The organism is Flavobacterium sp. W21_SRS_FM6, from assembly GCF_052119645.1.
Lineage (GTDB): Bacteria > Pseudomonadota > Gammaproteobacteria > Enterobacterales > Alteromonadaceae > Paraglaciecola.
This window is the reverse complement of the sequence record NZ_JBGQOM010000003.1, coordinates 19,474-35,184: the sequence shown is the minus strand read 5'-3', so window position 1 is coordinate 35,184 and position 15,711 is coordinate 19,474. Positions and strand designations below refer to the sequence as shown.

Annotated in this window: 15 protein-coding genes; 13 read left to right on the top strand and 2 right to left on the bottom strand. The window is 41.8% G+C overall.

Going from position 1 to position 15,711, the window contains the following annotated elements:
- The first annotated feature begins 7 nt into the window (after positions 1 to 7).
- The 4 genes from ACEN2L_RS06125 (at position 8) to ACEN2L_RS06110 (ending at position 2,106) form a co-directional block, all read left to right on the top strand.
- On the top strand, positions 8 to 262 hold the full coding sequence (locus ACEN2L_RS06125) for a hypothetical protein (protein WP_441742524.1): 255 nt from the start codon (positions 8 to 10) through the stop codon (positions 260 to 262).
- A complete protein-coding gene (fldB, locus tag ACEN2L_RS06120; protein ID WP_306022724.1) occupies positions 246 to 788 on the top strand; it encodes a flavodoxin FldB in 543 nt (180 codons plus the stop codon). Before ACEN2L_RS06125 ends, fldB begins: the two co-directional genes overlap by 17 nt.
- A gap of 6 nt (positions 789 to 794) precedes the next feature.
- Positions 795 to 1,583: a CLCA_X family protein gene (locus ACEN2L_RS06115; RefSeq protein ID WP_441742522.1), complete on the top strand. Its 789-nt coding sequence runs from the start codon at positions 795 to 797 to the stop codon at positions 1,581 to 1,583.
- A 115-nt stretch (positions 1,584 to 1,698) separates the two neighbouring features.
- Positions 1,699 to 2,106, top strand: a complete 408-nt coding sequence (locus tag ACEN2L_RS06110) for an ExbD/TolR family protein (RefSeq protein ID WP_306022722.1) — start codon at positions 1,699 to 1,701, stop codon at positions 2,104 to 2,106.
- Between the two features lie 79 nt (positions 2,107 to 2,185).
- On the opposite strand, the gene rraA is transcribed toward ACEN2L_RS06110, so the two are convergent.
- Complete coding sequence (gene rraA / locus ACEN2L_RS06105; protein ID WP_306022721.1) at positions 2,186 to 2,671, bottom strand: ribonuclease E activity regulator RraA; 486 nt, start codon at positions 2,669 to 2,671, stop codon at positions 2,186 to 2,188.
- Between the two features lie 343 nt (positions 2,672 to 3,014).
- Here rraA and lptM point away from each other — a divergent pair, with 343 nt between their 5' ends.
- From lptM to ACEN2L_RS06070, 7 genes are all read left to right on the top strand, one after another.
- The gene (gene lptM, locus ACEN2L_RS06100) at positions 3,015 to 3,167 is read left to right on the top strand and encodes an LPS translocon maturation chaperone LptM (protein ID WP_441742520.1); all 153 of its coding nucleotides are present in this window, start codon (positions 3,015 to 3,017) and stop codon (positions 3,165 to 3,167) included.
- A gap of 1 nt (position 3,168) precedes the next feature.
- Positions 3,169 to 4,419, top strand: coding sequence for a diaminopimelate decarboxylase (lysA, locus tag ACEN2L_RS06095; protein WP_441742518.1), 1,251 nt, complete (start codon positions 3,169 to 3,171; stop codon positions 4,417 to 4,419).
- A 162-nt stretch (positions 4,420 to 4,581) separates the two neighbouring features.
- A complete protein-coding gene (gene dapF, locus ACEN2L_RS06090; protein ID WP_306022718.1) occupies positions 4,582 to 5,412 on the top strand; it encodes a diaminopimelate epimerase in 831 nt (276 codons plus the stop codon).
- Positions 5,409 to 6,104, top strand: a complete 696-nt coding sequence (locus ACEN2L_RS06085) for a DUF484 family protein (protein ID WP_306022717.1) — start codon at positions 5,409 to 5,411, stop codon at positions 6,102 to 6,104. The genes dapF and ACEN2L_RS06085 overlap by 4 nt, the downstream gene beginning before the upstream one ends.
- 80 nt (positions 6,105 to 6,184) lie before the next feature.
- Entirely contained in the window at positions 6,185 to 6,916 is a 732-nt protein-coding gene (locus ACEN2L_RS06080; protein WP_441742516.1) for an HAD-IA family hydrolase, read from the top strand.
- 135 nt (positions 6,917 to 7,051) lie between these two features.
- Positions 7,052 to 9,220 (top strand): DNA helicase II, encoded by a 2,169-nt coding sequence (uvrD, locus tag ACEN2L_RS06075; protein ID WP_306022715.1) that lies wholly within the window; start codon positions 7,052 to 7,054, stop codon positions 9,218 to 9,220.
- Between the two features lie 104 nt (positions 9,221 to 9,324).
- Positions 9,325 to 10,569: a diguanylate cyclase gene (locus tag ACEN2L_RS06070; RefSeq protein WP_306022714.1), complete on the top strand. Its 1,245-nt coding sequence runs from the start codon at positions 9,325 to 9,327 to the stop codon at positions 10,567 to 10,569.
- A gap of 6 nt (positions 10,570 to 10,575) precedes the next feature.
- Here ACEN2L_RS06070 and rarD read toward each other — a convergent pair whose 3' ends face one another.
- Positions 10,576 to 11,469, bottom strand: a complete 894-nt coding sequence (rarD, locus tag ACEN2L_RS06065; RefSeq protein WP_441743093.1) for an EamA family transporter RarD — start codon at positions 11,467 to 11,469, stop codon at positions 10,576 to 10,578.
- 217 nt (positions 11,470 to 11,686) lie between these two features.
- Between rarD and ACEN2L_RS06060 the strand changes: the two genes are divergently transcribed.
- Together ACEN2L_RS06060 and ACEN2L_RS06055 are read left to right on the top strand one after the other, a co-directional pair.
- Entirely contained in the window at positions 11,687 to 12,616 is a 930-nt protein-coding gene (locus tag ACEN2L_RS06060) for a phospholipase A (RefSeq protein WP_441742513.1), read from the top strand.
- A gap of 142 nt (positions 12,617 to 12,758) precedes the next feature.
- Positions 12,759 to 15,644 (top strand): M16 family metallopeptidase, encoded by a 2,886-nt coding sequence (locus tag ACEN2L_RS06055; RefSeq protein WP_441742511.1) that lies wholly within the window; start codon positions 12,759 to 12,761, stop codon positions 15,642 to 15,644.
- The last annotated feature ends 67 nt before the right edge of the window (positions 15,645 to 15,711 follow it).

The window sequence follows — 15,711 nt, the reverse complement described above, 5'->3', positions numbered from 1 at the left end:
AAAATTGTTGGGGCAAACATCAAAGGATGTTGAAGGTGTAGGACTGGCTTTTCAATTTACCATCTATGATCAAGTTGACGAAGAGCAGCGTACTGAAAGTACTCATTACTCTTTTTCTCACCGTGATGGTGGCTTTCCCAATAGTTTAAAGGAAGTGGATAAGTTGGTCATATCCAAGGGCAGTGATAAGATCATGCTCTTGCAGCGTTTAGTTCCTTTAATTTTAAAATTAAGTACCTTATTGAATGACAACAGCGACTAATGACATCGGTTTATTTTACGGCTCTAGCACCTGTTACACGGAAATGGCAGCCGAGAAAATTCAGGCTAAGTTAAATGATTTACTCGCCCCAAGGCACATACAACTGTTCAACATAAAAGATGTTGCTTTAAAACAAGCAGAGCAATTTACGACTTTGATTTTTGGTATCTCGACATGGGATTTTGGTGAGTTACAGGAAGACTGGGAATCGAGTTGGGATGACATCGCAGAGCTTAATCTACAAGATAAAACCGTCGCACTTTTTGGCTTAGGCGATCAACTTGGCTACGCCGATTGGTTTCAAGATGCCTTAGGGCTGTTGCATGATGAGCTGGCCATACTGGGTTGTCAGTTTATTGGTTATTGGTTTAACGAAGGCTACGAATTTAACGAATCAAAAGCTTTGATTGCAGACGATGAATATTTTGTTGGTTTGTGTCTAGATGACGAAAATCAATATGAATTAAGCGATAGCAGGATAGATCAATGGTGCCAGCAACTTGTTGCCGAGTTAGCGGAAATCTAACTTTTCGTGGCGGCTTATCCTCGTTCTCGGCTACAGCAACCTTATTATCGTAACGGTGCCTCTCATCGAGATGGGGCGGATGTTAGTTTTCAAGATATTAGAAAAATGTTTGGCTTTCGTACTATCACAATTGGTAGTTGGGTTAACAAGCAAGAACAACAAACCGCTGCCAACTTATTTTTTGATGCTCTATGCGACCTAATGGATATTTTAGCGGTGCCTGAACAGGTCATATCTTTAAACGGTACCTTATCGCTGGCATTTGGTAGAGGCGGGCGAAAACACAGCAGTGCTCATTATGAGTCCAATACACGTATTCTGGCTTTAGCAAAAAATGCCGGAGGTGGATCACTTGCACATGAATGGATGCATGCCTTTGACCACTATATCTGTGATAAATTGTTTTTGACTAGTCGTCCCAATGAGTTCGCCTCGGCCGTTTGGCTTGGTGACCGCGACATGCGTGTCCATGCACTAAACACCAAACTTTCACAGTGTTACGCAAGTATTTTTTTAACTACCGACGAGGGCGCCCCTAATGAGTTTGTCAATCGCAGTGTGCTCGCTGACCAACATCTGAATTGTTTTTACTATGCTCAGCCGCAAGAGTTAGTAGCTAGAGCGTTTGAAGCCGCCATACAGGACCATCGAATTAAAAATGCGTTTTTGGTACAAGGAACCAAACAAAGTCCTGAAGCAAAGCTTGGAATTTATCCTCAAGATCAATTAAGACAAACTATTTCGCATAAGCTACTGGATTATTTTTGTCATTTGGGGCAGGCTATAAGCAAATAAACACGACTTTATTTTTGAGCTTTGGATTAATTCATAACGAATTAATAGATGCTCTCAGGCAAAACTGTCTTTATACTAGGCAGATTCATATTCAACTTATTGGCGATTAATACCGATGAAAAGAAAAAAACACGGCTCCTCTGACGACGAAGCAGCAATTGATATGACGCCCATGTTGGACATCGTGTTCATCATGCTTATCTTCTTTATCGTAACCACTTCGTTTGTTAAAGAAACAGGTTTGGAAATAAACCGCCCGAAAGATACTAATACTCCACCACCTCCAACTAATGTGAAATCATTATCTATTCGTGTAAACGAAGACGGTACGATTGTTGTTAATGGCCGTGAAGTAGACATTCGACGCGTTGAAGCAAACATTCAAAGTTTCTTGGCTGAAAACAACCAAGATTCTGCTGCCGTTCAAGCTCATCCAAAAGCGAAACACGGTATGGTGACTGAAGTTATCAACGAAGTGAAAAAAGCAGGTATCGACAAAGTGTCGGTATTGGTAGCGAAATAAACAATACTTCATTTAAATACATACAAAAAACGCCGCTTGTTAAGCGGCGTTTTTATTTGAATCGAAAATTATAAAGCAGCTATTCAAGATCCAAAGGTTCAGGCGATAAAATTATGCCTGTACGGTCGGCGTAAATATGATCTTCGGGTAGAAAAGTAACACCACCAAAATTGACGGCAATATCGACTTCGCCAATTTCTTGGTCATCGGCCCCCACTGGAATAGACGCGATGGCATGAATACCAATATTAATTTCTTCTAACTCGTCTACTTCACGAACACTACCGTAGCACACGATGCCTTCCCAACCATTTTCATAAGCGAGTTGAGCCGCACTGGCATCTATGAGTGCGCGGCGCATTGAACCACCACCATCAATAAGTAAGACTTTGCCTACGCCGGGCTGAGTAATGGCTTTTAACACGAGGCCGTTGTCTTCAAAACACTTAATTGTTGTCACTATGCCACCGTATGACGGGCGGCCACCAAAGCTAACGAACATGGGTTCAACCACGTCTACACTGTCAGCAAATAAATCACACAACGCAGATGTATTGTATTCCATTTTAATTCCTTCAGGTGGCAACATCGGTATCCAGTATACTGCGCCTACTTAGCAATGCTATAAAATAAAAAGTAAATCGCTTAATTTTTATCCTCTAAGCGGTTTTAATTTAATTCGGGATTTAAGCTGTGCAAGGGCGTTCTTGATGAATACCTCATTAAGATTTTCAATCGTTCAAGCCTTTTGGTTTGTTTTCAGATATGTACAGATTGCAACAGTCAGCGAAATGAATATCAACGGGTTTATCTATATCAAATAACTAACTTATCGCATCAAGGCGCTTTGTTTTTTGTCTGGCAAATGACATCATTAGTCATACTCTGTTTTTACTGTTTTGATATTGATGTTAAAAAATCCTAAGTTATTTATTTTACTGCTTATTGGCTTGGTTGGTCTTAGTGCGTGTGGCCAAAAAGGCCCTTTGTATTTACCTGAAGAGCCAACGAGCAACAAGAGTGAAACCCTACCGCCACCTAACCAACAGGAACCCCGTTGAGATGGATCATTTTAGTTATAAAGGTCAACAACTTTTCGCCGAAGATGCTTTGCTTAGTGACATTGCCCAAAAATTTGGTACACCCTGTTATGTCTATTCTAAGGCAACGATCGAACGCCATTGGTTAGCGTTTGATAAGGCCGCAGGCGACCATCCTCATTTAGTGTGTTACGCGGTAAAAGCGAATTCTAATTTGGCAGTATTAAATGTCATGGCTAAGTTAGGCTCGGGCTTTGATATTGTCTCTGGCGGTGAATTAACTCGAGTTTTAAAGGCGGGGGGTGATCCTGCTAAAGTCGTATTTTCAGGGGTAGGCAAAACAGAAACAGAAATCGCGCTCGCGCTTACCCATAATATTAAATGTTTTAATGTCGAGTCTTTACCGGAGCTAGACCGAATCAATCAGGTTGCTGCATCCTTAGGTAAGGTGGCGCCTATTTCTTTGCGGGTAAATCCGGATGTTGATGCTAAAACCCATCCCTACATTTCTACCGGTCTCAAAGACAATAAGTTTGGTGTTGAGCGTCAGCAAGCCGTTGCAGTGTATCAATATGCTGCTTCTTTGGATAATTTGCACATAGTCGGTATGGACTGCCACATCGGTTCTCAGTTGACCGATTTAACCCCCTTCGTTGATGCGTTGGACATTATGTTAAGTCTCATCGATGAGCTTGCCGCACTGGGTATTGAAATCGCCCATTTAGATATTGGTGGTGGACTGGGCGTAACCTACAAAGGCGAAAAACCGCCTCATCCTGATCAGTACGCGCAAGCGATTGCCCAGCGCATGCAAGGCCGTGAATCTTTACAATTGATCTTTGAACCGGGGCGGGCCATTGTCGCCAATGCAGGTGTTTTATTAACCAAAGTCGAATTTATCAAGCAAGGTGCTGAAAAAAACTTCGCCATTGTTGATGCTGCGATGAACGATTTGATACGGCCTGCTCTCTATTCTGCTTGGCAGGACATTATTCCTTTGGCTATCGACAATACTAAGCCTGCTGCAATTTATGACGTTGTGGGTCCAGTCTGCGAAACCAGTGATTTTTTAGGTAAAGAACGTGAACTCGCTATCACCGCAGGTGACTATTTAGCGGTGAGAAGTGCAGGCGCATATGGCTTTGTGATGGCCTCAAACTATAACAGTCGTTGCCGGGCCGCTGAGGTAATGGTGGATGGCGTACAAAGTCATATTGTCAGAGAGCGAGAAAGCATCGAGCAATTATTTGCTGGCGAGCATATTTTAGGATAAAAATCCTCAAAATCCGGTATTTACTCCTACGTAAATGCCGGATTTTTTCTCTCTAACTGATTAAAGACATAGTCAGTTATTCAGCGAAGTGATATAAATTGTACATGTTATCTAAGTTCTGAAACGATGGGCTTAGAGTTCGAAATTAGCTAAGTAGTAATAATGCAAATTCAATTTTCAAAAATGCACGGTTTAGGTAACGACTTTGTTGTTATTGATAATGTCACTCAGAACGTATTTTTCTCAAAGGAGAAGATTCAGCAGTTGGCTGATCGGAATTTCGGCATTGGCTTTGATCAATTATTGCTAGTAGAGCCTCCTTATGATCCAGAGCAAGATTTTCATTATCGCATTTTTAATGCCGATGGCTCTGAAGTCTCGCAATGTGGTAACGGCGCTCGGTGTTTCGCCCGTTTTGTCAAAATGAAAGGTCTTACCAATCGTAATAAGATAACCGTCAGCACCAAAGCGGGTAAAATGGTGTTGTACCTTGAAAAAGATGGGATGGTTACGGTGAACATGGGCGTGCCTAATTTTGACCCCGTGCACATTCCTTTGAAAGCAAATAAACAAGAAAAAACCTATATTATTCGTGCTGACGACCACACCTTCTTCTGTGGGGCGGTTTCAATGGGGAATCCACATTGTGTCTTGTTAGTTGATGATGTCCAGCAGGCTGACGTTGAGACTTTTGGCCCCCTGCTTGAAAAACATGAGCGTTTCCCTGAAGGCGTTAATGTCGGATTTATGCAGATAATAAATCCAAGTCACGTTAAACTACGAGTATTCGAACGCGGTTCTGGTGAAACCCTAGCATGCGGAAGTGGTGCTTGTGCTGCAGTTGCAGTAGGTCAATTGCAAAATCGTCTCAGTAAAGATGTGAGAGTTGACCTACCAGGCGGAAGTCTGCGAATCAAGTGGCCTGGAAAAGATGCGGTATTAAAAATGACCGGTGCAGCAGAACATATTTTTGATGGAATAATAAACTTATGAGTGATGTGATGGGACAGCAAAAAAGTGAGTTAGAAATCGGCCAAGGCTTTGACAACAATGCTTTGAGTGATACAGAAATCGCTGACTATTTACTTTCCCATCCGGATTTTTTTATCAAACATGCCCATCTTTTAGAAGACTTAACTATTCCCCACACCTTGAAAGGCAGTGTATCGTTAGTCGAATTACAAAGTGAACAACTGCGTAAAAAAGTGAGATTATTAAATTATAAACTCAATCAATTGATTTCAATCGCGCGACAAAATGAACAAATTTACCGCGTCTATGCCGATCTAAACTTGCGTTTGTTAGCGGCAGAAAGCATGGAAGAGCTTGAGCTTATACTTGAAGAAATTATGCAAGAGCGTTTAAAGTTAGAATCGGTAGTGATTAAACCTTTTGTTGGTGCTAATGCTTTTCCTGAGATCCAACGTCGTTTATTCATCGAAAAACGTTTTCGTCGTGATAAGTTCTTTTTCGGACGTTTAAGCGAACATGAACGAAAACTATTGTTTTCTGATCAAGAAGCAAACTCAGTTGCCTTGTTGCTACTTGGTGATCTAGGCGAATTAGGTATGCTGGCAGTGAGTAGTAAGGACGCTAGCCATTTTAATCCTGATATGGATACCCTATTGATCACACAGTTACAGCAGTTTCTCAGTATATTAATTCCCAAATTATTAAAATATTAATACTAAGTCTGTTGGTTAGTTTACTGAATTTAGGTGCCTAATATGCGCTTTGAGTCATAAATTAAAACAGATGGTTAAAAATGAAATTCTACAAAAAGCTTAAACCTTTCCAAGCCATTACCTTTGATTTAGACGACACCCTGTATGACAACAACGTGCATATGCCTGTGGCTGAAGCAGCATTTTTAGCTGATCTCAAGCAAGCCTATCCCGCTACAATGGCTATTGAGAAAAGTCATTGGCTTGCGTTTCGTCAGGCTGCACTGGGGAGCAACCCGAATCTTAAAAACGACATGGGAGAGTTACGCAAGCAAGTACTTGATTTGGTTTTTCAATCAGTGGGCTTTTCAAATTCAGAATTGCACAGCGCTGTTGAATATAGCTTCCATCGTTTTTACTTCCATCGCAGTAATTTTACGGTAGAAGAAAATATTCATTCTTTATTAAAAGCCCTAGCCATTCGCTATCCACTGGTTGCGATTACCAACGGCAACGTTAACTTGCAGCAAATAGGTTTAGAACCGTATTTTTGTCATGTTTTCAAGGCGAACCTCGAACAGCCGATGAAACCTCATAGGGCGATGTTTGATGCTTGTAAAGAAGCGTTAAATCTGGCTCCTGAGCAGATTTTACATGTAGGTGATAATTTACATAATGATGTATATGGCGCGATTAAAGCTGGATTTCAAAGTGCTTGGTATGCCCATGACCGAGCAATGTGTTTAAAAAAAGAATCTTTATTCTTACTTCCTGATCTACAACTTAATAGCTTGCATGAGCTCCTAACACTTGCGACTGTTAATGAGCGGTAACACCATCTTTTTCCTTCAATCAGAATAACAAGTTATCCCATTCTTGTATTAATTCCTTTTAGCAAAACTGTAGTAGTGTATTTAAATACAGTAATACTGGTATACTGCGAAAAAAATATAGACAAGTAAATTGTAATGGATGTATCTCGACTCTTAGATCAACTAAACGATAAGCAACGCCAAGCGGTGGCCGCTCCAGCATCTGACATGCTAATTTTAGCGGGGGCGGGTAGTGGTAAAACCAGAGTACTGGTTCATCGTATGGCGTGGTTGATGGACGTCGAAGGTATTGCACCCCATAGTATACTTGCTGTTACTTTTACCAATAAGGCTGCCCGCGAGATGCGCGGTCGAGTGGAGCAGTTACAAGGATCGGCTCTGCGGAATATGTGGATAGGAACATTCCATGGTATTGCCCACCGTTTATTGCGTGCCCATTATGCAGATGCAAAATTACCAGAAAATTTCCAAATTTTAGACTCAGATGATCAATATCGTTTAGTTAGGCGAGTATTAAAAAGTCTCAACCTCGATGAAAAGCATTGGGCTCCTAAACATGTTCAGTGGTATATCAATGGTAATAAAGATGAAGGCTTAAGGCCAGAACACATAGAAACGCATGGTGATGCAAGTCAACAAAAAATGCGTGAGATATATCAGGTATATCAACAAACTTGTGATCGAGCAGGCCTTGTTGATTTTGCCGAATTATTGCTGCGCGCCCATGAATTATGGTTACACAATCCTGCAGTTCTGAAACATTATCAGCAACGTTTCCGCACTATTCTGGTTGATGAGTTTCAAGATACCAATAATATCCAATATGCTTGGTTGCGTTTATTAGCCTGCCCGACCAACAATATGATTATTGTGGGCGACGATGATCAGTCTATTTACGGTTGGCGCGGGGCAAACGTACAAAATATTCAGCATTTTCTTAGGGATTTTGGTGGTGCCACCACCATTCGTCTTGAACAAAATTATCGCTCGACTGGTAATATCCTAAACGCAGCCAATGCGGTCATCAGTAATAACGAAGGGCGCTTGGGCAAAGAGTTATGGACAGAAGACGTTGAAGGGGAGTTGATCTCCTTATATGCAGGTTTTAATGAACTCGACGAAGCTCGTTTTAATGTTTCTCGCATAAAAGATTGGCGGGATAAAGGGCATGCACTGTCTGATTGTGCCATTTTGTATCGTAATAACGCTCAGTCTCGAGTATTAGAAGAAGCCTTGTTGCAAGAGTCTATCGCCTATCGTATTTACGGTGGCTTACGGTTTTTCGAGCGCCAAGAAATTCGTGATGCATTAGCTTATTTAAGGATCATTAACCAGCAGATTGACGATGCAGCATTTGAACGGATCGTGAACACCCCGACCCGAGGCTTGGGCGATAAAACCCTAGTTGCTGTGCGTGATTTGGCCAAAGAGAACGAGCAATCTTTATGGGATTCGGCGATACAACTGATTAATGAAAAGCGTCTAAGTGGCAGGGCTTTAAATGCTCTCGATGGTTTTGTTAAGTTAATCAAGCAATTAGCGAGTGATATTGCGGAATTGTCTTTAGAGCAACAAGCTGACCACGTGATTAAACATTCTGGTCTATTTGCCATGTACCAGGCTGAAAAGGGTGAAAAAGCTCAAGCACGTATTGAAAACTTAGAAGAACTTGTTACAGCGTGTAAGCAGTTTTCAGCGCCTGAAGAAGCTGAAAATATGACGCCGTTGTCCGCATTTTTGGCCCATGCCACTTTAGAGTCAGGTGAGACGCAAGCAGACAGTCATCAAGATGCAGTTCAAATGATGACCATTCACACCGCTAAAGGCTTAGAGTTCCCTCTGGTGATTTTGGCTGGTGTTGAAGAAGGTATGTTTCCAAGCCAAATGAGTAATGAAGAGCCAGGCAAAATCGAAGAAGAGCGGCGACTTTGTTATGTGGGTATGACCCGAGCAATGCAGAAGTTATATATAACGTATGCAGAAAACCGTCGACTTTATGGTCAAGACAAGTACCACACACCTTCACGATTTATTAAAGAAATACCCAGTCAGTATATTGAAGAAGTACGTCTGAGAACGACGATTTCAAGGCCAGTACAAAACCGCTTTACGCCCACTACAGGCCACACTGCGTTTGAATCTACGGGGTTTAAATTAGGTCAGCGTGTTGCCCATCCTAAATTTGGTGAAGGCACTGTGCTAAATTATGAAGGGGCTGGCGAACATGCTCGCATTCAAATTAATTTCGAAGACTTTGGAAGTAAATGGTTGGTGATGTCATTTGCAAAGCTGACGCAAGCTTAAGTGTGTTGCTGATACCAATCATAAAAAGAAAGCGCAGAGCGTTTTGTCTTTGGCACTGCTTCTGGTAGATTGCTACTTAATAATTTAGGTGGCTCAAGGTCGTTATGCCTCAAAGTGTGTTGATCATTGAAGACAATTCTCACAGCATGGATGTGATGCGAGAGCTGATCTTAAAGGCAAAGTTGAACCCCGTTTGTGCCCGTAATCTCATTGAAGCGAAAGTCATTTTTTCATCTTCCGCCCCTGAGTCGTTTTTATGCGCCATCGTCGATTACGATCTACCTGATGCGCCCAGAGGCCAAGCGATTGATTTTACTATCCAGTCTTATTTGCCCACTATTGTTGTGGCGCGGTATTTAGACGACGAAACCAGACACACCATTCTTCAAAAAGACATTGTTGATTACATCACCAAAGAGAACGAACAAGTTTTTGATTATTTAAGTCGCTTATTATCCCGATTAGAAAAAAACAAAAAGGTTGGTGTGTTAGTCGTTGACGCCCTACGAGCACGCCGGGCTTCTATGGTTGGCTTACTGCGTCGTCATAACTTTTTGACCTATGAAGCAGCCGATGCGGAATCGGCTTTCACGACCTTACAAAACTGCAATAGTATAAAACTCCTTATTGTTGACGATGAGGGGCTGCCAAGAGTGACTGGCATCGAACTGCTCAGTGCTGTACGAAGAGAATTTAAAAAAGAAGACTTGGCGTTTGTTGGTATGACGTCCCCGAAAAAGTCCGGCTTATCGGCCCGATACATTAAAAGCGGCGCTAACGATTTTCTGCTCAAACCTTATTGCCATGAGGAATTTTTTAGTCGTGTAATGCAACATATAGAATATGTTGAAAACATTGAATTAATTAGGCGTGCCGCGGATTCTGACTTTTTAACAGGCTTACCAAACCGCCGCTACTTTTTCGAAAAAGTCGAAACCTTGCAAAAGCATAAGCCAAAACAGCAAAGTTTAGCGATCCTCGATATCGATTATTTTAAGCGGATCAATGATACCTATGGCCATGATTGCGGCGATTATAGTTTAAAAGAAATTGCAAAATTAGTGGCCAAACATTTTGCAAACTTTACCGCTGCCCGATTTGGCGGCGAAGAGTTTTGCATCTATTTTATCAACGAAGAGCAAGCAGATGTGCATCAAGCGCTAGAAGCATTTCGTGTCGCATTGGCAGACAAAAAGTTTGTGTTTGAAAAAGTACAATTTAATTGCACGGTGAGTATTGGTTTGACCCATTTGGCTCAAGGCGGCATCAGTAGGATGATCCGCCAAGCAGACAAACACTTATACCAAGCTAAAAATCAAGGACGTAACCAAATCGTCAGCGACCAATAAAGGCGATTATCGTACAGGAATAGTTGCATTTATCGCGGCTTGCTTTTTGCTCGAGCGATAAGCACGGTAAGAGTCAAAACTAAACATGGCTAATGCCAACCACACAAAAGCAAAGGTGGTAATTTTCGCCATATCCAAAGATTCGTTAAACCACCAAACAGCTATAACAAACATGATGCTAGGACCTAGATATTGGAAAAAGCCAAGAGTTGAGTAACGCAATCTTCGTGCTGCACCAGTAAAACAAAGCAATGGAGCCGTAGTAACAATACCTGCACAGATTAAACTAACATTTAGGGATAAAGAGTTGCTAGTAAGGTCGCTAAGTTCACTACTAAAGCCAAACCAGTAGATTAGCGCAAAGGGCAACATCATCATTGTTTCTAGTAATAAGCCTGGCAATGAGTCTACCGCCACTTTTTTGCGCAATAAACCGTAAATGCCAAAGGTCGCGGCCAAAGACAAAGCTATCCAAGGCACTTGACCAAAAGAAATGACGAGAATGGAAACCCCAATAAAGGCTAACGCAACCGCGGCTTTTTGTAGCGGCCGTAAGCGTTCTTGCAGAAATAACCGACCTAAAAATACATTGAGCAAGGGATTAATATAATAGCCTAAGCTGCCATCGAGTAGGTGCCCGTTGTTAATCGCCCAAATAAAAATCAGCCAATTAACCGCGAGTAATAAACCCGATAAAAGCAAAATAGACATCACTTTGATATTTTTAGCTGCAATTTTTACTTGCGTAAATTTACCTGTAAAGATCACTAAAATACACAATACCAATACTGACCATATGACTCTGTGCATCAAAATTTCTTGCGCTGGTAAAGCTTGCAGCAATTTAAAGTACAGTGGTGCAAAACCCCACATCGCATAAGCTGCTAGCGCAAATAGCACTCCAGATTTTATGGTTTTATCGTTCAAGGTAAGGCTCAGTACAAGAGGGCGGTAAGACGACACAAGTGTGTAATAGTCGTTGGTTAAAATCAATCAAATAGCTGATTAGTTTGATATTTTATCAATCCATAAGTCGGTATTGTGGGTATAAGGCCTCGACGTTAACTGCTAAAATACGACAAAAAATTACATTAGGGCGCAAGTAAGGGTGAGAGACATGGTAATCAAGTACAAACGAGGGGCTATTTGGTGCTTGAAAACACTGATACCGGTTTTATCTTGCACTTCAATTAATGCCCAAGAAATTGAGCAATCAGAGGCACAACAAACTCAAGCGGGTGAGTCAATTTTAAACGTGCGAAGTAAGGCAGACAATGCCGCAGTCGCCAATCCGTTTTCTATCGCACAACATCGTCTTAATTATTTGTTGCCTGTATCTTGGGTGGGGCAACCAAATGATATTTCTGCAGATGGCATCAATGACGGAAATTTGGATTCTTTTGAAGCAAAGTACCAAATAAGCATGAAATTGCCTTTATACCTGCATGATAAAGATTCCTCCGGTTTATATTTTGGTTTTACCGCCATGTCATTTTGGCAGGTGTACAACAGCGAAGTATCAAAGCCTTTTCGGGAAACAAATTATGAGCCTGAAATTTTTTATTCATGGCAAAAAGAAATAAAGCTATTGGGCTTTGAGTTTAATCAGCTACAAGCTGGTTTTAACCACCAAAGTAATGGCCAAAGTGGCTTGCGCTCACGCAGCTGGAATCGCTTGTTTGTTTCAACGCTATTTAGTGATGAAAATGCGTTTTATTATGTAAAAGCGTGGTATCGCATACCCGAAGATGCCAAAGAAAATCCAATGGACACAAATGGTGACGATAATCCTGACATTACGGATTTCTTGGGGCATGTCGAGCTAGGTTTTGGAACTAAAATAGCAAATATCGATGTTCTGACCTTACTACGTAATAATCTTAAAACCAACGATAATAAGGGCAGTATTGAGCTCAATCTCTCTTACCCGATTAACGAAAGATACAACGTGTTGTTGCAATACTTTAACGGTTATGGTGATTCTTTGATTGACTATAATCACCACCAACAACGTATTAGTTTGGGTTTCCAACTAGCATTTTTCTAGTCTCAAATACTCCAGCGACAATAATGATTTACGCCAACACTGCCGCTATTTGCCGTGTTTGGACCTTAGGGTTTATTCCATCGCGAGAATCCCGCATGATTCGTTCTGTATAATTAAAAAAGCAAAAGAGGGTAAAATAAAAATGAAAAAACGCTTTATTATCGCCACGGGAATGGCTGCACTATTAAGCTTAAGCGCCTGTGATAGCAAAAAACCAGACGAGGTTGGGAGTTCAATCTCATCAAAGGCCAGCGCCTTACCTGACGGCTTTAAAAAAATTAGCTCGGTAAGTAAACAGGGCGATGAAATCCTTATCCCCTTCACTAAATACGAATTAGACAATGGCTTAACAGTCATATTGCATCCTGATAATTCTGACCCACTAGTGCACGTAGACATTACCTATCATGTTGGCTCAGCTCGTGAAGAAGTTGGAAAATCAGGTTTTGCTCACTTTTTTGAACATATGATGTTTCAGGGCTCCGAGAACGTAGCAGATGAACAACACTTTGGTTTGATTACGGAATCAGGCGGAACCTTAAACGGTTCAACTAATACTGACCGCACTAATTATTATGAAACGGTGCCATCAAATCAGCTTGAACGCATGTTATGGCTTGAAGCCGATCGCATGGGTTTTTTCCTTGACGCAGTAACAGAAGAAAAGTTCGAAAATCAGCGCGAAACAGTTAAAAATGAACGAGGCCAAAACTACGACAATCGCCCTTATGGATTATTACGTGAGCGTGTAAATGAAGCCTTATTTCCTGAAGGCCATCCTTATTCATGGCTTACTATCGGCTATATTGAAGACCTAAACCGAGCTGATCTAAACGACTTAAAAAAGTTTTTTTTACGTTGGTATGGGCCAAACAACGCCACACTAACCATCGGTGGTGATTTGAATGAAGCTCAAACCCTAGCATGGGTGAAAAAATATTTCGGTGGCATCCCCCGAGGGCCAGAAGTCGCTGCACCAGAATACACAGAAGTTGTGCTCAAGGAAGACCGCTATATCTCCATGGAAGATAATGTTGGTTTGCCGCTTATGTATATGACATATCCAACAGTCCATGCGAACCATGCTGATGAAGCCCCGCTTGACGTATTGATGTCGATTTTAGGCTCAGGTAAAACCTCACTGTTGTATAAAAATATGGTTAAAAATGGCAAAGCGGTGCAAGCACAAGCCGGTCACTCCTGTGGTGAGTTAAGTTGCCAATTTACCTTGTTAGCTTTGCCTACACCGGGCAATTCATTGGCAGAGCTTGAGCAAATTGCCCGTGACTCGCTAGCTGAATTTGAAACTCGAGGTGGTGCCAATGACGACGATTTAATACGTGTGAAAGCAGGTATTGTGTCTGACATGATCTATGGCTTAGAAAGTGTTAGTGGCAAAGTCAGTCAATTAGCGGCTTACCAAACTTACCGCGACGATCCTAACGCTATTGGTGATGATATCGCACGCTACGAAACAGTAACGAAAGAAGATGTGATGCGTGTGTATCAAAAATACATCAAAAATAAACATGCCGTCATTATGAGTATCGTCCCTAAGGGACAAGTTGATGCCATTATAAAACCAGATACATGGCAGCGTTATACACGCACCATCCCTGAAAAAACGGATGAGAGTGCGTTACAGTTGCGCCCTGGAACGTCTGATTTTGACCGTTCAGTTATTCCGCCTTCTGGTAAAAATCCTAGTATCAAAATACCTGACATTTATAAAGCCAAAACCGAAAATGGCATTGCAATTCTTGGCGCAGTGAATGACGAAGTACCTACTACCACCATTCGTTTGAAAATTCCTGCTGGGCAGACCCATGAGCCGCTCGACAAGTTAGGGTTGGCTGCACTAACGGCTGCAATGATGGAAGAAGCGACGCAGAAATCGAGCGCTGAGGCACTATCCAATGAGCTGCAAAAGTTAGGCTCTAGCGTTGATTTTAGCGTGAATGACGAACACACCACGATGAGTGTGCGATCCTTAACTAAGAATCTTGATAGTACCCTCGCGATTGCGTTGGAAAAACTGACTTTTCCCAAATTTGAGCAGGACGATTTTGCCCGTCTCCAAAAGCAACAAATTGAAGGGCTAAAAAATGCCAAGAAAAATGCGAGCGCTACGGCCACCGCAGTGTTTAACCAGTTGGTGTTTGGTGCAAACAACAGTTTTGCTTACCCGAGTAATGGCACTATCGATACGGTGGCCTCTTTAACCTTAGAGGATGTAAAAGCATTTTATAAGGCCAATTACGGGCCTTCGCTTGCTGAATTGATTGTGGTGAGTAATTTGGATGAGTCTCACGTTAAAGCCTCACTTAAAGGGTTAGATCAATGGCAAGGCAATAGCTCGCCAGCACCGAGTTTAAACGGGTTTCCTGAACTAGCCGGGGGTACCTTGTATTTTGTTGATAAGCCTGGAGCTGCTCAATCTGAAATTCGTATTGGTAAAAGGGCGTTACACTATGACGCAACGGGCGAATATTACCTAGCCGATTTAATGAACTATAACCTAGGTGGAGCTTTTAACAGTCGTATAAACCTTAATTTACGAGAAGATAAGGGTTACACCTACGGAGCGCGTTCATTCTTTTTTGGTGACAATAAACATGGTTTTTACCGCGCTCAAGCTGGTGTACGTTCTGATACCACGGCTGACTCAATCGTGCAGTTCAGAAATGAGATTTCAGGCTTCGCTGATGCTGGTATGACTGACGACGAACTACGTTTTATGAAAAATGCCATTGGTCAGCGCGATGCTCGCGCTTATGAAACGCCTTATCAAAAGCTTGGCTTTTTGTCAGAGATTATTTCTTATGATTTAGACAAAAGTTTTGTGGATAAACAAAACGCTATTTTGTCTGACGTGTCAAAAGATGAGCTAAATGCCTTGGCCAAGAAACATTTGCAATTAGACGAAATGATTACGGTGGTTGTGGGCGACAAAGCCACGGTGCTAGAGAGTCTTAAACCGCTATTTAACAACATTGTGGAATTAGACTCAGACGCTAAAGAGCTTTAATTAGTAAAGAGACATAACAAGCCTCGATGAGTTGACTTGTCGGGGCTTTTTTTAACGCCGTTTTTAA